The organism is Leeuwenhoekiella sp. A2, from assembly GCF_047946655.1.
GTDB lineage: Bacteria > Bacteroidota > Bacteroidia > Flavobacteriales > Flavobacteriaceae > Leeuwenhoekiella.
Genome location: NZ_CP172311.1, coordinates 2,511,200 through 2,531,552 on the forward strand (window position 1 = coordinate 2,511,200; position 20,353 = coordinate 2,531,552).

At 38.0% G+C, this 20,353-nt stretch carries 19 protein-coding genes; 5 read left to right on the forward strand and 14 right to left on the reverse strand.

From position 1 onward, the window contains the following. Positions 1-16 precede the first annotated feature (16 nt). From nqrE to ACH3PA_RS11105, 4 genes are all read left to right on the forward strand, one after another. Positions 17-748, forward strand: coding sequence for an NADH:ubiquinone reductase (Na(+)-transporting) subunit E (gene nqrE, locus ACH3PA_RS11090; RefSeq protein WP_416444260.1), 732 nt, complete (start codon positions 17-19; stop codon positions 746-748). Position 749: 1 nt separating this feature from the next. Next, on the forward strand, positions 750-2,057 hold the full coding sequence (gene nqrF, locus ACH3PA_RS11095; RefSeq protein WP_416444258.1) for an NADH:ubiquinone reductase (Na(+)-transporting) subunit F: 1,308 nt from the start codon (positions 750-752) through the stop codon (positions 2,055-2,057). Positions 2,058-2,140: 83 nt separating this feature from the next. Further along, the gene (locus ACH3PA_RS11100; RefSeq protein ID WP_416444256.1) at positions 2,141-2,503 is read left to right on the forward strand and encodes a Na(+)-translocating NADH-quinone reductase subunit F; all 363 of its coding nucleotides are present in this window, start codon (positions 2,141-2,143) and stop codon (positions 2,501-2,503) included. Then, on the forward strand, positions 2,500-3,510 hold the full coding sequence (locus tag ACH3PA_RS11105) for an FAD:protein FMN transferase (protein ID WP_416444254.1): 1,011 nt from the start codon (positions 2,500-2,502) through the stop codon (positions 3,508-3,510). Before ACH3PA_RS11100 ends, ACH3PA_RS11105 begins: the two co-directional genes overlap by 4 nt. Here ACH3PA_RS11105 and ACH3PA_RS11110 read toward each other — a convergent pair. The 5 genes from ACH3PA_RS11110 to ACH3PA_RS11130 all read right to left on the reverse strand — a co-directional run bounded on the left by ACH3PA_RS11110 (position 3,507) and on the right by ACH3PA_RS11130 (position 8,378). Beyond that, entirely contained in the window at positions 3,507-5,588 is a 2,082-nt protein-coding gene (locus ACH3PA_RS11110) for a T9SS type B sorting domain-containing protein (RefSeq protein WP_416444252.1), read from the reverse strand. The genes ACH3PA_RS11105 and ACH3PA_RS11110 overlap by 4 nt on opposite strands. A gap of 24 nt (positions 5,589-5,612) precedes the next feature. After that, the gene (locus tag ACH3PA_RS11115; RefSeq protein ID WP_416444250.1) at positions 5,613-6,380 is read right to left on the reverse strand and encodes a class I SAM-dependent methyltransferase; all 768 of its coding nucleotides are present in this window, start codon (positions 6,378-6,380) and stop codon (positions 5,613-5,615) included. Beyond that, positions 6,377-6,916, reverse strand: coding sequence for an HNH endonuclease (locus tag ACH3PA_RS11120; protein WP_416444248.1), 540 nt, complete (start codon positions 6,914-6,916; stop codon positions 6,377-6,379). The genes ACH3PA_RS11115 and ACH3PA_RS11120 overlap by 4 nt, the downstream gene beginning before the upstream one ends. 19 nt (positions 6,917-6,935) lie before the next feature. After that, complete coding sequence (map, locus tag ACH3PA_RS11125) at positions 6,936-7,754, reverse strand: type I methionyl aminopeptidase (protein ID WP_416444246.1); 819 nt, start codon at positions 7,752-7,754, stop codon at positions 6,936-6,938. A 135-nt stretch (positions 7,755-7,889) separates the two neighbouring features. Further along, on the reverse strand, positions 7,890-8,378 hold the full coding sequence (locus ACH3PA_RS11130; RefSeq protein ID WP_416444244.1) for an ankyrin repeat domain-containing protein: 489 nt from the start codon (positions 8,376-8,378) through the stop codon (positions 7,890-7,892). 177 nt (positions 8,379-8,555) lie between these two features. On the opposite strand from ACH3PA_RS11130, the gene ACH3PA_RS11135 reads away from it, so the two are divergent. Continuing rightward, positions 8,556-10,589 (forward strand): catalase, encoded by a 2,034-nt coding sequence (locus ACH3PA_RS11135; protein WP_416444242.1) that lies wholly within the window; start codon positions 8,556-8,558, stop codon positions 10,587-10,589. Between the two features lie 79 nt (positions 10,590-10,668). Here ACH3PA_RS11135 and ACH3PA_RS11140 read toward each other — a convergent pair whose 3' ends face one another. The 9 genes from ACH3PA_RS11140 to gpmI form a co-directional block, all read right to left on the reverse strand. Beyond that, positions 10,669-11,682 (reverse strand): glycoside hydrolase family 5 protein, encoded by a 1,014-nt coding sequence (locus ACH3PA_RS11140; protein WP_416444240.1) that lies wholly within the window; start codon positions 11,680-11,682, stop codon positions 10,669-10,671. Positions 11,683-11,831: 149 nt separating this feature from the next. Then, positions 11,832-12,692, reverse strand: coding sequence for a 3-keto-disaccharide hydrolase (locus ACH3PA_RS11145; protein ID WP_416444238.1), 861 nt, complete (start codon positions 12,690-12,692; stop codon positions 11,832-11,834). Between the two features lie 20 nt (positions 12,693-12,712). After that, a complete protein-coding gene (locus ACH3PA_RS11150; protein WP_416444236.1) occupies positions 12,713-14,254 on the reverse strand; it encodes a TolB family protein in 1,542 nt (513 codons plus the stop codon). A gap of 80 nt (positions 14,255-14,334) precedes the next feature. Next, positions 14,335-15,303, reverse strand: a complete 969-nt coding sequence (locus ACH3PA_RS11155; protein WP_416444234.1) for a YitT family protein — start codon at positions 15,301-15,303, stop codon at positions 14,335-14,337. A gap of 54 nt (positions 15,304-15,357) precedes the next feature. Further along, positions 15,358-15,966, reverse strand: a complete 609-nt coding sequence (pncA, locus tag ACH3PA_RS11160) for a bifunctional nicotinamidase/pyrazinamidase (protein ID WP_416444232.1) — start codon at positions 15,964-15,966, stop codon at positions 15,358-15,360. Between the two features lie 2 nt (positions 15,967-15,968). Continuing rightward, on the reverse strand, positions 15,969-17,375 hold the full coding sequence (locus ACH3PA_RS11165) for a nicotinate phosphoribosyltransferase (protein WP_416444230.1): 1,407 nt from the start codon (positions 17,373-17,375) through the stop codon (positions 15,969-15,971). Between the two features lie 60 nt (positions 17,376-17,435). After that, the gene (locus tag ACH3PA_RS11170) at positions 17,436-18,155 is read right to left on the reverse strand and encodes a metallophosphoesterase (protein ID WP_416444228.1); all 720 of its coding nucleotides are present in this window, start codon (positions 18,153-18,155) and stop codon (positions 17,436-17,438) included. A gap of 84 nt (positions 18,156-18,239) precedes the next feature. Continuing rightward, positions 18,240-18,800: a thioredoxin family protein gene (locus ACH3PA_RS11175; RefSeq protein WP_416444226.1), complete on the reverse strand. Its 561-nt coding sequence runs from the start codon at positions 18,798-18,800 to the stop codon at positions 18,240-18,242. Positions 18,801-18,823: 23 nt separating this feature from the next. Then, positions 18,824-20,338 (reverse strand): 2,3-bisphosphoglycerate-independent phosphoglycerate mutase, encoded by a 1,515-nt coding sequence (gene gpmI, locus ACH3PA_RS11180; protein ID WP_416444224.1) that lies wholly within the window; start codon positions 20,336-20,338, stop codon positions 18,824-18,826. Positions 20,339-20,353: the final 15 nt, after the last annotated feature.

Below are 20,353 nucleotides of genomic sequence, written 5' to 3' on the forward strand. Positions count from 1 at the left end.
GTTAAAAAAAATAGTTATGTTAGAACATATAGAGTTATTTTTTAAATCCATATTCATTGATAATATGGTATTTGCCACTTTCTTAGGGATGTGCTCATTTCTGGCAGTTTCTAAAAAAGTATCTACAGCAGTAGGTCTTGGTGCAGCAGTAATATTTGTACTTGCTGTTACAGTGCCTATGAACTGGTTGCTTGATCAATATGTACTGCGTCCCGGCGCTTTAAAATGGTTAGGCCCAGAATATGCAGATTATGATTTGAGCTTCCTTTCATTTATTTTATTCATTGCGACCATTGCAACTATGGTACAATTAGTAGAAATAGTGGTAGAGAAGTTCTCACCATCTTTATATACTTCATTAGGTATATTCTTGCCACTTATCGCTGTAAACTGTGCGATTTTAGGAGGTTCTTTATTTATGCAATCACGTGATATCCCTACATTAGGACTAGCTCTTAATTATGGTGTTGCCTCTGGTATAGGATGGTTTCTTGCTATTTTGGCAATTGCATCTATACGTGAGAAAATACGTTATTCTAGTGTACCTGCCCCATTACGAGGTCTAGGGATTACATTTATAATAACAGGTTTAATGGCAATTGGTTTTATGAGCTTTGGTGGCATGTTAACTGGTGATAACGATGATTCTGCAGAAGAACAGGCATCTGTAACGCAGGTTGACGTTAATAACAAGGTTGAGATTCACGAGCAGATAGCCGAAACAACTAACGATAAAATAAACGAATAATATGTTCTTAGTAGCAAGTACACTAGGTGTAATTATAGCAACAGTAGTAGCTTTCCTTACGTTAACTATCGTTCTGGTTGCCTTATTACTATTCGCCAAAGAAAAGTTATCTCCATCAGGGCCGGTAAAAATTACTATCAATGGGGAGAAGGAAATTGAAGTGCCTTCTGGTAGTTCATTATTATCTACCCTAGGTAGTCAAAAAGTATTTCTTCCATCAGCATGTGGTGGTGGTGGTACGTGTATACAGTGTGAATGTCACGTACTTGAAGGTGGTGGTGAAGCGTTGCCTACAGAAACACCGCATTTTACACGTAAAGAACTTGCAGAAGGAGCGCGTCTAGCTTGCCAGGTTAAGGTAAGACAAGACATGAATATTACTATTCCTGAAGAAGTTTTTGGTATTAAAAAATGGGAAGCGACAGTTGTTAGAAACTGGAACGTAGCTTCTTTTATCAAAGAATTTGTAGTTGAGATCCCTGAGGATATGAATTACAAAGCTGGGGGCTATATTCAGATTGAAATCCCGCAATGTGAGATTAAATTTCAAGATATAGATATTACCGCGCACCCTGAAGAACATGAAGATCCTAAGAAATTTCAGGAAGAGTGGGATAAATTTGGTTTATGGCCACTTGTTATGAAAAATAACGAGACCGTAGAGCGTGCTTACTCAATGGCCTCTTATCCTGCAGAAGGACGTGAGATTATGCTTAACGTACGTATAGCAACTCCGCCATGGGATCGTTCTAAAAATCAATGGATGAGTGTAAACCCTGGTGTTGCCTCTTCATATATTTTTAGCAGAAAGGCTGGCGATAAAGTTATTATTTCAGGACCTTATGGTGAATTCTTCATCAATGAGTCTGAAGCTGAAATGCTTTACGTAGGTGGTGGTGCAGGGATGGCGCCTATGCGTTCTCACTTGTATCATTTGTTCAAAACATTAAAAACAGGACGTAAAGTGACTTACTGGTATGGTGGTCGTTCTAAACGCGAACTTTTCTACCTAAAGCACTTCCGTGATCTTGAGAAAGAATTTGATAATTTTAAATTTTATCTTGTACTTTCAGAACCTTTAGAAGTAGATAACTGGAAGGTTAAAAAAGATGTAGATGATGAAGGTGATGGCTTTGTAGGTTTTGTTCATAATGCTGTAATAGATCAGTATTTGAGCAAACATGAAGCTCCTGAAGATATAGAATTATATTTCTGTGGACCTCCACTTATGAACCAGGCGGTTCAGAAAATGGGTGAAGACTTCGGTATTCCAGATGAGAATATTCGTTTTGACGACTTTGGTGGTTAATCACATATATTCATAAAAAGAAAAACCGATGTAAGTAGCATCGGTTTTTCTTTTTAAAGACAATAATGCTTTATATCAATTATATGGCGGAAGAACTTACAAAACAAGAACTACATAATTTGGCGATGAACATCGTAGGAGAAGATCTTGAAGCGCAGGGTTTCGAATTTCTGGGCGTGAACTCTCAACTCAAGAGAAACCCGCAATTTGTTGCACTTAAAAATAAGATCCTCCATTTTGTAATAGTTCGTGCTGTTTCCTATCCTGAAAAGCCAGAAGAGTATGATCCTGTTTTTATGCAGACCATAAAGACGCATGCAGATAAATTTGAAGCTCAGACTTATTATGCTGGTGTGGGACTTGGTAATGCCACAGATTATGGTAAGCCAGTAGAGAAAGGAACAGATTATTCAGTTGTATATAAAGGTTTACAAGAAATCAAATGATACGTACATTTTTAATATCAGCACTATTTTTAATGCTCCTTATTTCTTGTGAAAAGAAACAAGATTTAATGGTGCTTAGAGGCGAGGCATTAGGCACCGGCTATCAGGTTCAGTTTTACAGCTCAGAAGAATTTAACGCTCCTGCGAAATTTGATTCGGTTATTGCAGCTGTTAATCAATCTATGTCTACATATATTCCCACTTCAGATATTTCTCGCATCAATAGCGGTGATACAACTGTGGTGGTAGATAATATGTTTAAGGAGGTTTTAGGCCTTTCCAGGCAAGTTTTTGAATCCACAGGCGGATATTACGATCCTACAGTGGGTATTTTAGTAAATGCGTATGGTTTTGGTCCCGGAAAGGCAATAAATACTCTGGATAGTATGGTTCTAGATAGTTTGCGCAATTACGTAGGGCTGGATAAGATCAAATTGTCCAGCAAAGGAACTATCGTTAAAGAAAATAAGGCTGTTTATCTCGATTTTAATAGCATTGCAAAAGGTTATTGCATTGATAGAGTAGGAGAAATGCTCGAGCAAAACGGAGTAACCAATTATCTTATTGAATTAGGAGGTGAGCTCAGGGCAAAAGGTATAAATCTGGACAAGCAAAAAGCATGGGCTGTTGGGATAGAGAATATCGACGCGCCGGTAGAAGATCGCGGTTATACCAAGATTGTTAGCCTCACCGATAAAGGAATGGCAGGTTCTGGAAATTATAGAAAATTTAGAGTTGATTCTCTAACGGGTAAGAAATTTGTGCACACTATAAATCCGTTAACAGGGTTGGCAGAGCGAAGTGATATTTTGAGTTCTACGGTAATCGCAAATACCTGTGCAGAGGCAGATGCGTATGCTACTGCTTTTATGGCTTTAGGTCTGGAAAAATCTAAAAAAGTTCTGGATTCTATAAATGGAATTGAAGCCTATCTGCTATATGCGCATCATGACAGCACAAATGTGTACATGTCAAAGGGTTTTGAAAAGTATTTAGTAGAAGACTAATTAGATAAAAGGCTAAAATGTCCTTTTGTGCTTAAATTATCGGTTAATTCAAGTGAAAACCAGTAATCACCAGAAGGAAGTTTTTTACCATTATAGCTGCCGTCCCAGTATGGAGCTTGCTCTGTTATCTGCTTAAGCATCTTCCCATATCTGTCAAAAATACGCAACGTATAACCGGGAAATTCAGATAGGCCTATTACTTCCCATCTGTCATTGTAGCCATCATTGTTAGGTGTGAAAAACCGAGGATAATCAAGCACCAGAAAAGGTCCAACAGTTATTGCGCCGCATCCATTTTTGTCACGTACTATAATATCATGATAGCCCATTGATACTTTTTCGAAATGGTTAGAGGGTGTAAAAATTCCCTGATCTAATGAATATTCATAATCGCCTACGCCATCAACGGTAATTGTAATTTCATTATCAGGATAATTTAGAATTGATGTTTGTAAGCCTTTCGCGGAAGCAATATCTGATGTGACTACGGTGGTATTTTGTGTGCTTGTGCATCCTGCGTCATTACTTACAGTTACCCAATAATTACCTCCGGTTCTAACTTGTACTGTATTTCTGGCAACTCCTTCATCTCCTGTGCTCCATTTGTAATATTTAAAGCCGGAAGGTGCGCTAATTGTTAAGGGATCTTCAGAATTGAGGCAATAGAATAGTTCTTTGGGTAGAGTGAATTCCGGATTTGGCTGAACTATAATCTCAAAATCTTCAAATAATGTGCAGCCGGTTTCATTATCAATTACACTAAAATAAATTGGTTTTGAAGTACTGCTTGTTAAGTATGACAATGGCAATTCGTTTTGTTGCAGATCTCGATCTGGTATGGTGTCATAAAACTTAACTGCGTAATCTGAATGGCCAAGGTTGCTTATAATTTCGTCTTTTTTGGCTTCCAGATCATAGGTGATTTGCGTTCTGTCATCTTTGCAAACATAAATATCTGAAACAGATGAAAGCACAGGCCCTTTAACTAAGAGAATCTTAAAAGAGTCTATAACCGTGCAACTTTGTATAACTTCGTTTTGAATTTTGACAAACATTACGTTTTCGGCATCAATAATAGTTTTTGTGCTTACAGAGTTTGTCTCATTTTCAGCATCCAGATACGAGTTGTAATAACTTATGTTTAGGTTGGGGTCACCATTTGCTATTCCCATACTTAAAGTATTTAGATCATATGCATAAGGCGTTACTATGTCGCATAAATAAATATCGTTAAGTGCGTAGGGTTGTTCCTGTACTTTAAGCTTAAAAGTGGTTATGTCTATGCAACCGCTATTTTTTGAAGCAATGCGGGTAAAAACAGTTTGGGGGTTTTTAGTATTTCTGTAATCAGGCCTTAGTGCATTAATACCAAGGTTAGCATCATTAAGAGTCGCGTGGTGTGTTACGATTGCATCAGGATTGTCTTTGCCTATATAATACGTTTGGGGAGCAAGATCAAAAGTGTAATAGCCATCCTGAACATCGTCGTCATCACACGCTAATAGGTCTGAAGGCTCGTTAAATTCTGGTGGAGTAGGGAGGGTAGCATTTCCTGTAAGATTTATTTGGAATCCCTGAGAACCATGGGCTCTGTCTATAAGTAAGTAATACGTTTCTCCCGTATTAACTGTTAGCCATTTGAGATAGCCGTCACCATCACCGCCGGGTCCTTCAACAATATCATTAGCTGTCTCGTTAAGACCTGTAGCAGCCGGTACTCCCGCTTCTCCTGGATTTGTACTTGAGCAGCGTATAGAACTGCTTAAAAAGGAGCAATCGTCTACGGGACCATAAATGGCAAAATCATAGTCATCAGTCGCATTATCTGGAATAAGATCAAAACCCAGGTAACCTCCTGTTTCTACTACTATTTTAAACCGCGCCGTATTATTACTGAAAGAATAACAGGGCGGCTCAAAATTATCTGGCAAACTAAATTCATCAAAGCCTACGCCATCTGGATCTAAGCCCACGGGCGTACTACCACACAATTGTATGGCATCTACACAGTCATTAGTACTTTGGGCAACAGCCGAACAAAATGTAAAGAGAGTGATTAAGAACAGAAATTTTCTCACTCCCGAAATATAATAATTAATAAGTTATTTAGAACATACTGGTAAAATTTCGCCTTGAGCTAATCTGTATTTATCAACCTCTTGCGCCGATATTTGGGCTGTAAGGTCGATTTCTTGCACTTTAAAGCCGATTTTTCTCAATTTCTCGAAATAATCTCTGCCGTAAACGCGTACATGATCGTACTGGCCAAAGATCTTTGCGCGCTCTTTAGGGTCTGTTATGCTGTCATCTTCAAACGTATTTTCCCTTTTTAAATCTTGCGGAATTTGAAGTATGGCTATACCATTAGGTTTTAGAACCCGATAAAGCTCTTGCATGGCCTTGGTATCATCTGGTATGTGCTCAAGTACATGATTGCAGAAGATAAAATCATAAGCATCATCTTCAAACGGCAGATCGCAGATGTCTGCCTTGATATCTGCTAAGGGCGAATTGAGATCTGTTGTGGTATAATCGAGGTTTTTCAGCTTTCTGAAACGTTTGTAAAAAGCTTGCTCAGGGGCAAAATGAAGTACTTTTCTCTTTTTAGTAAAAAAGTCTGTTTCGTTCTTTAAATATAACCACAATAGGCGATGTCTTTCTAAAGAAAGAGTAGATGGTGATAATACGTTTTCACGCGGTGTACCATAGCCATACGGCAAGAATTTAGAAAAGCCTTTGCCGTCAATAGGATCGACGTATCTGTCTCCTTTTAAGAGCGCAGCAAGAAAGGGTTTTACTAAATAACTTAAACGTATAAGTAAAGGCCTGGGTATTGTATTTAAAGATTTTTTAAAAAGAGATTTGATCATATTTCCAGATCACCCCAATTCTCACCGGTCTTTATGCGGTGAAGCTGCATTTCTGAAACGCCAAATTGCTTTGCCAGAATACGCAGTCGCGTTCGTCTGTTTGGGTCAAGCAGTTTTTTCTTAAGAATTTTAGCTTCAGCATAGCTAAGTTTAGTGTAATGCCTTTTGCCTGAAGTGCGCCTTTTAATATCCAGCGGACTCGTTTTTTGATGGGCGTAGCGCTCTTTATGCGTTACCCATTTTAAGTTGACCAATCTGTTGTCTTCCTTATCATGATTGATATGAATTACAGATTTCTCGTTTTCTTTGGGTTTAAGAAAAGCTTTGGCTAAAATCTTGTGCAAATAAAAATTGCGTCTTTTGCCGTTCTTGAGCTTCACATTGAGTGTTGTGTAGCCGTTTATTGTACCGCCTGAGATGATGCTGCCTTGTGGATTGTTAACATAGCTGCGCATTCTGCCATAGTTAGATAATCCAATGTAATAGTCGTCTTCCCAATCATCTTCACGGTAGTTTATCCATGTTTCTAATTGCATGATTCAAATGGGTGCGAGATTAAGTTGTGAGTTGTTTGGCGCGAAAGGGTTCTTCTTCATCGCTTTCAATCCCTAGCGCCTTATAAATATACTTAAAAGTTGATAAAAGTTCAGGTTTTCCGTCTACTAATGCAACGTCGTGCTCAAAATGAGCACTTGGTTTATTGTCTCTTGTTGTGATCGTCCAGCCATCGCGGTGTTGCTTAATGCGATGTGTTCCCATATTAACCATAGGTTCTATTGCTACAACCATGCCTTCTACAAATTTCTTACCGCGACCTCTGCGACCGTAGTTTGGCATTTCGGGGTCTTCATGCATTTTTGCTCCCAGGCCGTGGCCTACAAGTTCTCTTACAATACCATAACCATGACTTTCACAAAAATTCTGTATCGCAAAACCTACATCACCTACTCTGTTGCCAGATTTAAACTCTGCTATGCCTACATAAAGGGATTCTTTAGTCACATCAAGCAGTTTTTTAGTTTCAGGATCAATTTCGCCAACTTCAAAAGTGTAAGCATGATCCCCGTAAAAACCATTTTTTAAAGCTCCACAATCTATAGAGATTATATCACCTTCAATTAAAGGTTTATCTGTAGGAAAGCCATGAACCACCTGATCATTTGGGCTCATGCATAACGTATTGGGAAAATCGTAAAGTCCTAAAAATCCTGGTATAGCACCGTGATCACGTATAAACTCTTCTGCAAGTTTATCCAGATGTAATGTGGTTACTCCTGGTTTTACTTCTGCTGCAAGCATGCCTAATGTTTTAGAAACGATTAGTGCGCTTTCTCGCATCAGTTCAATTTCTTCTTGTGACTTTACAATGATCATAAATAGATTTCTTAACGGGCAAATTTACAAAGAATATGCGAAAACGTTAAAAGAGACAATACTTATTGAACGTTTGGCCCCTGCTTGTATTGCCAGTGATTGTGTCAGGGTGTATTAAAGTTATCTTAAATTTTATTAATGCTCCAGGCTTAGCTCATAAATAAGATCTGCCATTGACTGGTTGCCTTGTTGAGCTGCAAGATCTATAGCATTTAAGCCCATATTATTACGCGCTCTTAAATCTCCGCCCGCACTTACAATTTTCCTGAAGATATTCTCATGGCCAAACATAGCTGCAAACATTAAAGCTGTCCCACCATTTAAGTTCTTGATATTAGGATTTGCCCCTTTTTTGAGAAGCAGATCAACAATTTCTTCATTTCCTTTAAAGCAAACACCCATCAAAGCTGTATTACCAGAGTCATCCTGATGATCTATTGCTGCTCCTTCTTCTAATAAAGCACTTGTAAGCTCTAAATGACCATTATAAGTAGCCAGAATTAAAGGAGTAAATCCTTTTTCATTTGTAGAGTCTATATCTATTCCGCTTTTTAACAATTCATAAATTCGACTTTTGTCATTATTACGCGTAGCATCGAAGATATCAGGTGATTGTGTCGTCATATTGTTTTAAGTAATATTAATTTTAAATTATAAATTTTAAGAATATTTTAAAGCACTCAAAATCAATTGTTAAATAAGTCTTATACTTATCTTAATGTTATATTTAAAGATGGGGTAATTGTTTTGAATAATGCTAATTTAAGCTTTCCAATTATAAAAAACCAAACTCAACTTAAAATGGACGACAAGAGTAAACAATTAAAAATTCATACCCGTGAAAGTGGTGAAAAGCTCACTACAAATCAGGGAACAGGTATTAACGATAATCAAAATACTTTAAAGGCAGGAGAACGAGGACCATCACTTCTGGAAGATTTTATAATGCGTGAGAAGATCACTCACTTTGATCATGAGCGCATCCCAGAACGTGTGGTGCATGCAAGAGGATCTGGAGCGCATGGTTATTTTGAAAGTTATGGCAACAGTGATGATATTACCAAAGCCGGATTTTTAGCCGAAAAAGGTAAGAAAACACCCATGTTTGCCCGATTTTCTACAGTAGCCGGGTTTAGAGGCTCTGCAGATACAGCACGTGACGTGCGTGGTTTTGCGCTTAAATTTTATACAGATGAAGGCGTTTTTGATATGGTAGGAAATAATATTCCGGTTTTTTTCATTCAGGATGCAATTAAATTTCCAGACCTTATTCATGCCGTCAAACCTGAACCTCATAATGAGATACCACAAGCGGCTTCTGCTCATGACAACTTTTATGATTTTATTTCACTTACCCCAGAATCTATGCACATGATGATGTGGGTGATGAGTGACAGGGCGATACCACGAAGCTATGCCATGATGGAAGGTTTTGGTATTCATACCTTCAGATTTATAAATTCTCAGGGGGAATCTCATTTTGTGAAATTTCATTTTAAGCCAAAATTAGGAACACATTCTTTAGTCTGGGATGAGGCCTTAAAAGTTTCAGGTCAGGATCCTGATTTTCACCGTCGTGACCTGTATGAATCAATTGATATGGGTAATTTCCCTGAATGGGAATTTGGTGTGCAGGTAATAAAAGAAGGAGAAGAAGATAAAGCTCCGTTTGATATTCTTGATCCTACCAAGATCTGGCCAGAAGAGGATTTTCCTGTACGTATGTTAGGTAAATTTGTTCTTAATAGAAATCCGGATAATTTCTTTGCAGAAACTGAACAGGCAGCCTTTCACCCGGGTCATCTGGTTCCCGGTATTGATTTTACTAATGATCCCTTATTGCAAGGTAGATTGTTCTCGTACACAGATACGCAATTAACGCGTCTTGGAGGACCAAACTTTGCTGAAATACCTATTAACAGACCCATAAATCCTTCTCATAATAATCAGAGAGATGGTTTCATGCGCCAGACTATAGATAAAGGCCGCACTAATTATGAGCCTAATGCGCTTAATGATAACATGCCGGGTGAAGTAGCTGAAAAAAGCGGTGGGTATGTGAGTTATCCTGAAAAAATTGAAGCAGTAAAAGTTCGCAAGAGAGCAGAGAGTTTTTCAGATCATTACACGCAGGCCAGATTGTTCTATAACAGTATGACCAAGCCAGAACAGCAACATATCATCAACGGTTTTAGCTTTGAATTGAGCAAATGTGATACTGAAGAATTACGGGTAAAGATGGTAGATCATCTTAATCATATTGATCATGATCTGGCAATTTCTGTTGCAGATAATGTAGGTGTAGATGCGCCAAAATCAAGCGCAGCCGATGAAAAATACACTAAAAAATCGCCTGCTTTAAGTATGGAAAATACGGTGATGGATAATATAACCGGTCGTAAAGTTGCTATACTTGTAGATGAAGGTTATCATTATGATCATGTTTCTAAGCTAAAAGATGCTTTGATGGAAGGTAATGCCATGGCTCATATTATCTATAAAAAGATGGGTATGGTTAAAGGTGATAATGGTGAGAGCATGAAAGTAGATAAGAGTCATGCTACTGCATCTCCCGTTCTTTATGATGCTGTTTTTGTTCCCGGTGGGAAGAAAAGTGTAGACAGTATGAAAGAATTTGATTTCCTAAAACATTTTGTAAAAGAAATTTTCAAACACTGTAAAACTATAGGTGCTGCGGGTGAAGGAGAAGAATTGCTTACCGCCGCGGGTATAGATAAAGGTGAAGGCGTTTTAATTACAGATTCTTTTGATGATAAGTTTACTACATCATTTAAAGATATGTTACCTAAGCGTCACTGGAGTAGAGAAGGCTAGAATAAATATTAATGTAGTTTAATGCGAAAAGGGATGAAATTTTAATATTTCATCCCTTTTTTTATACTGTTTAGTCAGGTTATTTATCGTAATTGTAACTCTGTAATTTCCTTTTAAAATATCTTCCCTGTCGTGACGGGGTATAATCCCAATCTTCATATAAGCGTGGTGCCCATTGATTATCAAAAACCCAGACCATGTATGAAATTCCGTGGTCATCTGCATATTTTGTTATTGCATCACCGTATGATTCATCGCTTATTACAGGAACATGAGCACCCACATCATCAGCCCCAGAAAAACCAATTTCTGTAAGAATTAAAGGATATTTCTCCTTAACAAAACCCCAATCGTTCTCCCATTTTTCTTGCCAGGGTTTGTCGCGTTTTTGCGGATAAGGATGGCTTACATAACCTATACCTTCCACTTCAAGTGGATTATCTCTTACAGGAGTAAGATCATACGCCCAATTAAAACCAGCCACCAGCGGAATACCTTCACCGCCATTTGCTCTTATGATGGTGATCAGTTCTGTGTTATAATCTTTCCAGAAATCCCATGTGATCGTGCCTAAAGTTTGGTTGTACGTAGTAGGTTCATTAAAGAGTTCGTAGAAAGCGACGGTTGTGTTTTTACCATAGCGAGCGGCCATTTTTCGCCAGAAATCATAGGTTGCCTTTTGTGTCGTGTCATAATTATCAGACTGGTACATTTCTGTTCTTAAATTTCCTATGCTATGCCAGTCTAGTATGACATACATTCCTAATTCACCAGCCCATTTTATACCATCATCAAGCAATTCAAAATATTCCTTATCTCCACGTTTTACCCATGCAGTAGGATGAACCGGAAATCTTACCAGATTTGCACCCCAGTTTTTCATCTCCTGAAAATAGCTTTTATCCCAATGTCCCTGAGCTTCTAATTTATCAGGATCACTCGTGTTTAAACCTCTAAAAACAATTGTGTCTCCACTGGGTTTTACAAAACTATTGCCTTTTACCTGTATTCTGTCTAATGTGTTTTGTGCTGATAGAAAACCAGCTAGCAAAATTAAAATTGTAGTTACAAAACTGTATTTCTTTATTTTCATTTGATTTTATAATTAAAATAATGGGTTAACGCCATGCTGAACTGCTTTCAGAATCTTATGAGTTTTTGCAATGCAGCAACACCGTTTAAGACCCTAAAATAAATTCAGGATGACGAGATTATATAAGTTTTCCTTTTCAATTTTCCTTTTTAAAATTCCTTTGGAAAATTATCAATTGATCTAATTTTAATATTTCTGTAATAGATTTCGGCTCCTTCTGTCTGCAGTTGAATTTTGCCCTTTTTAAGCGGTTTTTCCACCCCATCAAGCACTAATTGAGAATTCTCAAGTATCATTGTTACAACGCCGTTTACAACATGTGCGCTCTTATCACCGTAACAATATAAGTCTAAAGTATTCCATTCGCCGGAAGGTTTTTCGCCATTAGGTCCTTTTTTTACATTTCTGCCTAATTTGGCTTGGTAGCCAAAGTTTCTCAATTTACCTTCAGGATTGTATCGATACAAACTGTCGTTCACTTTTTCAGTATGAATATCCATCTGCCCGCCGGCAACTCCCCAATAATCCCCGCAATCACCTTCCTGAATTTGAAATTCCTGTGAGCGCAGCCAGAAACCTGATTCAACACCCTGCTCGCCGTTGCCGTGATATAGAATTCCGCTGTCGCGCGGACTATTCAACTTTGGGGCATATTTCTCCTTTCCCCATTTAAACTGCAATTGCAAATGGTAGTTCTCATATTCAGCAACAGTAGATATTCCGCCAAAAACTTCTCCCGATAATCTTAAAGCCGGTTCTCCATCAATTTCCACAATAGTGAAAACTCCTAGCGGATCATTATTTAGACCAAAGGGTTTATAGTCGGCTGCCTGTGTTTGTTGCCAAAGATCTTTGCCCTCCTCATTGGGCATTCCCAGCCAGGTATCCCAACCGGTAAGGTCTTTCCCGTTAAACAGAATTTCCCAATCTGCAGATTGATTCTCAACTTTATGAAAATTAGGAAAGCCTGAAGTCAAAAATATTAGCGCTAAAATGACCGATTTTATCATATAAAAGGAAGGTTTTAGAATCAGTTTCCTAAATCGCTATTGGTGACAAAAGCGATGTGCTTGCTATCTTTTGACCAGCTGGGAACATTTATAGTACCTTGACCGCCATAAATATAGCCAATCACTTTAGGGTCGCCGCCGTCTGCCGGCATGAGCCGCAGTAAGCAGTGCTTATAAAAAGGATGATCGCTAAACGGAATATCAGGAGGGAAAGAGATAAAAACGATCCATTTACCATCTGGAGAAATATGAGGAAACCAGTCTTTATAGTTTTCGTCATTTGTTAAGCGTTCGGGATTGCTTCCATCTGCGTTCATACGCCAAAGCTGCATGGTGCCTGTACGGTTAGAATTAAAATATATGTATTTTCCGTCAGGAGAATATTCTGAGCCATCGTCAAGATCTTTTGTGTCTGTGAGCTGCACTTCATTGCCGCTGTCCAGATCAATGGCATAAATATCAAACTTGTCTTTGCGATTAGCAGTAAAAATAATGCGCTTGTTGTCTGGCGAAATGCTATGAAGATAAGAGTTGCCTACACCATCTTTAGTGATTTTTTTAGGTATAGAATCACCTTTAGGATTCATTAAATATATAGAAGAATTACCATTATCATCCTGATTATGATTGCTTATGCCTAAAATGCTTTCATCAAATGAGAAAACATGATCGTTATTATTGTTTATGGCAAAACCGGTATTGATCTGTTTAACCTCGCCAGTTTCAAAATTATAGCGATACATAAAACCATTAGAATTATAAACCAATTCTTTATCGTTATTTACCCAATTAGGCGCCTGAATGGAGTGCGCAGAATGGAACAGCACTTTTCTGTAGCCTGTTTCTACATCCATAATTTCCATATTGCTGCCTATATAATCGCGATACGGCTGAAAATCTGGATCTGCTGGTTTAATTATTCTCACATTGTGAAACTGGGCTTTTTCTAAAACATCAGCGTTGTGCGAACAAACAAAAAGACCTACAAAAACTTCATTGCGTAGATCTACATCGTTTAATTCTACCGTCGTAAAAGGCTTGCCAAATTTGGCTGTAGACATATAATAAGTGCCAGCCCTGCGTTCTAACTGTACCACATCTGGCAGAGAATCTGTTGAGGTGATCTGTTCTGTTTCTCCGCTATTGGTCTTGCGATATTGTAAGGAAGTTAGACCGTCACCATGGACGGTGGCATTTACCTGTGGCGAATTTGAACTTAAATTATTACGAATGATCCAGCCTATCTTACGATGAGGATCTGTACCCTCACCCACAAAATTGAGCTGAGCCCGCAAAATAAAATCTCCCTGTATAGATTTATATAAAAACTGAAACTGATCATTCTCACCCCACATATTTATACCTGAACCGGTAAGTGTGTATTCCTGCTTTTCAGGATCGTAAGAAACAGAACCTTCTTTAGCAGGATCGCCTACGTTAGTTTGATTTTCAAATATGCCGTATTGTGTATTGTATGTGTTCATGGTTTGAGATTGCACCGCGTAGCAATGTAACAGCACAAAGAGAACAAGCGCTGCAGTTATAACGTTGTAGTTTTTCATAAAGTTGGTTTTGATAGTACCTTAAAAATAGAGCTTTTTAAAAAAACGTTATAATGAAATATTGTACTTCTTTAGTCTTATTATTTCAAAGGTCTCTTTTTTATCATCCCGCCTTTTGCATCTTTTATACTCTGCATAATGATAAAAGCATTTTTGTCTATTCGCTCAACTTCCGTTTGTAGTTTAGAAAGTTCGAGGCGCGTAATAAGTGTGTAAATAATATGCGTGTCTTTTAAAGCCTGCCCTTTTTTGGCAAACCCTCTTTTTCCATTATAGATGGTACAGCCACGGCCCAGTTTTTCTATAATTGCCAATCTTATTTCTTCGTTATTTTCAGAAATGATAGTTACACCTATATATTCTTCAATACCAGAAACTACAAAATCAACCGTTTTAGAAGCCGCCAAGTAGGTTAAGATGGCGTAAAGTGCGATTTCTACAGAGAAAACATACGCACCAACACTAAAAATCATCACGTTAAAAAGGAGGATGATATCTCCTATTGTAATTGAGGTTTTTCTACTAATGTAAACCGCCAAAACTTCTGTACCATCAAGTACTGCGCCCCCACGTATGGCCAGACCTATTCCCAGACCCAGAAAGAAACCGCCAAAACCTGCGATGAGTAATTTATCATCTGTAATCATGGGGAACTCAATAAAATGCAAACCTATGGCCAGAATTGCAATTGCTAAGAAACTGCGTAGGGCAAAAGACTTGCCTATGGTAGAGTAGGCGAGTATTAAAAAAGGAATATTGATAAGAACAATTAAAAGAGAAAATGATATTCCAGAAATTTCTGCAGCTATAAGCGAAATTCCTGTCACGCCGCCGTCAATAAAAGAGTTGGGTAATAAAAATCCTCTTAAGCCTAATCCTGCCGAAACTATTCCTAACCCAATAAAGAGCAGATCGCGCAGTAAGTGTTTAGCAACCACACTTGTATCTTTCACTTCACGTGAAAAATTGCGAGCAGGAGTTGTTACTTTTTGTTGCTTTAATCGCCTCTTAGTGGCTTCAATTAATATTTGCTGAAAAATAGAATTCATGCTAAAGGGCTTAATTTGTATTTGTTTAATATAAGCTTTTAGCCAGTATAATTCTTATAGTAAATCTGAAGATTCAACGATCTTTCCTCCCTTTTCTTCTATTATATTTTTTGCCTTTACAAATTCTGAACCATCAAGAGACCGCGTTGCATCTTCTATTAAATAGGCTGTAAAACCTTCTTCCAGAGCATCAATAACGCTGTAAAAGACACAAAAATCGCCCGCCAGACCACAAAAATAGAGTTGATCTGCTCCTTTTTCTTTCAAATATTCATATAAGCCGGTAGATTTTAAATGGGCGTTATCGTAGAAACCGCTGTAGCTATCAATTTTGGGATTTGTTCCTTTCTGAATTATATTCTCAATTCTATCTGTTTTAAGATCGGGATGCAATTCTGCCCCTGTGCTGTTTTGTACACAATGCACGGGCCATAAAACCTGATCTTCACCATTGAGTTCTATAATGTCAAATTCCTTACCGTCTGGCTGGTTTACTGCAAAACTCGCATGATTTTCAGGATGCCAGTCTTGCGTGGCAACCACAAGATTAAATTTTTCCTGAAGTTGATTAATTAACTCAATGATTTCATCACCATTGGGAACGGCTAATGCACCACCCGGGATAAAATCATTTTGTACGTCAATGATGATAAGTGCTTTCATAGCTAAACAGTTTTATGGAGTTCAATTAATCTATCGCGTTCATTTTTAAGGTTGCTGCTAATTCCCACTTTATAAATGTGCGGGTTATCAAAGCGTTTGTATTCTAAAGGTAATTTTTCTAATCGTTCACGGCTAAAGTCAGCTATTTCTTTTAGACTTCTTTTCTTAATAAGAATCTCACCATTTTCCATTACTTTTTGAAGCAGAGGCTCCTGATTAAGCGGTGATACATGTAGCTTTTTAAAAGGCTCATAAGGGTGATGCATGATATCAACTTTTGTTTCATCTACCATCGCTATCGCATCTGCACCAATAAGATTACCGGTGTCATCATATATTCTGAAAACCTGTTTTTGATGCGGTAAAGTGGTTTTTATAAGACTGTCTGATATTTTTATACGTGGTTTTCCTTTAAAGAAAGTCAATTTATAAACTCCGTCAAGAGCTGCATCTGGTTTGCCAATCACAAGATTTGTTCCCACACCAAAAATATCAATAGGCGCATTTTGATCCTGTAAACTTTTAATAACATATTCATCTAATTGATTAGACACAGCAATTTTTACATAATCAAGTCCTGCATCATCAAGCTGTTTCCGACTTCTTTTAGCCAAATATGCAAGATCCCCGCTGTCTAATCTTATTGCGAGCAATTTTTGCCCTTTTTCTTCCATTTCTTTAGCAACAGTAATTGCATTGGGAATTCCACTTTTTAAAGTGTCATAAGTATCTACAAGAAAAACACAGTTTTTTGGTCTTCCGGAAGCAAAATCTCTAAAAGCAGTGAGCTCGTCATCATAACTTTGCACAAATGAGTGCGCCATCGTTCCCGAAATAGGTATGCCAAAATCTCTACCGGTAATTACATTACTTGAGCCATTAAAACCACCTATCATCGCAGCTTTAGTAGCCAGATAGCCACCGGGTCCCTGAGCGCGACGTAAACCAAAATCAAGTAAAACCTTATCGCCGGCTGTAAGTCGCATTCTGCTGGCCTTTGTAGCAATTAAGGTTTGAAAGTTGAGCAGGTTTAGCAAAATAGTCTCGATTATCTGGGCTTCAATAATATTAGCCTTTACCTGTAAAATAGGAGCTGTCTGGAAAATAATTTCACCTTCCTGAACCGAATAGATCGTTCCATTAAATTTAAAATTAGACAGGTATTCTAAAAAATCATCATCAAAATCTTTATTCTTAAGATAATCAATATCTTCTTTACTAAAGGTGAGATCCTTTAAGATTTCAAGTAGATCTTCTAAACCGGCGAGAATCGCATAACCACCTTTATAGGGTAATTTTCTAAAGAAATAATCAAATACAGCTACTTCCTCATGATGCCCTTGCTGAAAATAAACCTGAGCCATGCTAAGTTGATATTGATCTGTATATGTGCCGGTGAAGTTGAACATTGATCTGTGTTTGATACCCTTTATTAGGTGTTAGTTTAGTTATAAATTTAAAGCAAATCGCTAAATATGATATTCTACCATTTCGGCCTTGGGGCCAAAGCGAATAGGAATATTACTCGTACCCACGCCTTTTGAAACATACATAATTGGTTCTGCGTCTTTGTACCAGCCTTTTAAGTATTTGCCGCTACCGCGAGGGCGAATGGGCGCGTAACCAAAGAAATTTATTTGTCCGCCATGCGTGTGACCAGAAAGCACTAGATCTATCTTTAGGTCTTTACCTTCTGTCTCTATAATGTCGCGATGTTGCGGGCAATGTGTAAGTGCAATTACAGTCTCACCGGGTTTAATATTTGCCGTAGCCCTGTAAAAATCGGCTTTTCCCATATTAAAATCGTCGATTCCTATTACGGTAACGGTTTTATTGTTTACTGTGATATTTTGATTTTCGTTGATTAAGAGCTTGCAATTATGTGCGGCATAGATTTCTTTCAATTCAGTAAAATCAATATTACCCTTATGTTCCCAATTGCCTAATATTGCAAATTTCTGAATAGGTTTATCTATCATATTTAGAAATTGATAGAGTAGGGGCAGGTTAGCCGGTTTTTCAACAGAATCACCCGTTATTACCAATAAATCGGGCGATTTTTGATTAATTTTAGCGGTTATTTCAGAATGTATGGAGGCAATATTGCGTATATGAAGATCAGACAGGTGAATGATCTTCAGTTTGTCATCATTCCCATTTGAGAGGTCAAAAAAATTCCATTCTACCATTTCTGCTTCCTATAAAAAATCCTGTGACTATAAACAGAAATTTACGTTATGGCCACAGGATATTAAGTTATTCAACTGAATTTTTTATTCGGCGTAAGAGTGCTTATATGGCTCTCCTTTTAGAATTTTCAGCATATCTTTTTCAAGACTTTCAACAGGATATTCTACAATGCGCCCTAACTCTTTATCGTCTTTAGTGAAAATAAAAGTAGGGACGTTAGTGATATTCTTTCCTTTTTCTAAGCCTAACGGAGTTACTTTATCACGTGTTACCGCTATAAGCGAAAGATTCTCAAAGTTCATTTCTGCCTGATCCATAATTTTATAAAAGGCAGGAACTTCACGCTGACTATCACCGCACCAGGTACCCATAAAAGTTGTGATCTTCACATCTTCAAGAAGGCTGTCTATCTCTTTAAGACGCGTGCTGTCTATGTCATAATCTTTATAAGTCTCAATAAACCAGTCTTTATAAGGTTTTTTCTCGAGCTGTAAACGACTTATTTTGCCTACCAGCATATCTTCCTGCACGCTTTCTGCAACAGGTTCATTTTGAGCGAGTGATTTATCTTTATTATCATTCGTCTTACAGCTTATTGCAAGACTGCTCACAAGAACTGCGAATATTAAAATTGTTCTTTTCATAGGTTAAGGGTTGGTTTTTAGGCTTAAACCAGCGATTCCTGATCCATCACGGCTGGTTTTTCTATGCCTATCATTTTAAGGATCGTGGGGGCTACATTACCCAGTATACCATCTTTTACGTTCTGGATATCTGGGTCTACTACGATCACAGGAACAGGATTTGTAGTGTGTGCGGTATTAGGAGAACCATCAGGATTTTTCATCGTCTCACAGTTACCGTGATCTGCAATTACAATCGTGCTATAACCATGCTCAAGACCGGTTGTAATAACAGCATTTGCACATTCATCAACGGTTTCACAAGCTTTAATGGCAGCTTCTATAATTCCTGTGTGACCTACCATATCTGGGTTAGCAAAATTTAAACAAACAAAATCTGCTTCTTCCTTTTTAAGTTGCTCGATGATCTTATCACGCACTTCATAAGCGCTCATTTCTGGCTGAAGGTCATAAGTGGCGACTTTAGGAGAAGATGCCATTATGCGGCTCTCACCTTCAAAAGGAATCTCCTGCCCACCCGAAAAGAAGAAAGTAACATGAGGATATTTTTCAGTTTCAGCGATGCGAATTTGTTTTTTGCCCGCTTTAGAAACAACTTCGCCCAGTGTATTTACCAGATTGTCTTTGTCGTAAACAATATGTACATTTTTAAATGTTTGATCATAATTTGTCATGGTGACATAATACAGATCAAGCTTTTTAGTTTCCTGCTCGGGAAAATCTACCTGAGAAAGCATTTCTGTTAGTTCGCGACCGCGATCTGTTCTAAAGTTGAAGAATATAACCACGTCGCCATCTTTAACTGTTGCCACCGGCTTATCAGCTTCGGTAACAATGATTGGCTTTAAGAACTCATCTGTAACGCCTTCATCATAACTTTTTTGTAGAGATGCTGCCGGGTCTGTGGTTGCAGTTCCTTTGCCTTTTACGATCGCATCGTATGCAAGACTTACGCGTTCCCAGCGTTTATCACGATCCATCGCGTAATAGCGACCTACCAACGAAGCGAGTTTAGCTCCTTTATCTTTCGCGTATGCGGTAATATCTTCTACAAAACCTTTACCTGATTGTGGGTCAACATCGCGACCGTCTGTAAATGCATGTAAAAAAACGTCTTTTACATCTGCGTCTTTTGCAGCTTTAATAAGACCTTTTGCATGTGTAATATGAGAATGCACACCACCGTCTGATAACAGGCCTAGCAAATGAATGGGTTTATTGTTTTCTTTCGCATAAGCGAAAGCTGCTTTAAGAGCATCTGTATCTTTAAGTGTATCTTCCTGAATAGCTTTATTGATCTTTGCCAGATTTTGATAAACGATGCGTCCTGCACCCAGATTCATGTGACCCACTTCACTATTCCCCATCTGGCCTTCTGGAAGGCCTACATTGCCACCGTGGGTAAGCAATTGCGCATGTGGATATTTCTCGTATAGCGAATCAATAAATGGTGTGTTTGCAAGATCTACAGCAGAAACTGTTTTGTCTGGAGCAAAACCCCAGCCATCTAAGATCATTAAGATTACTTTTTTATTCATAATGTTAGCTTATGT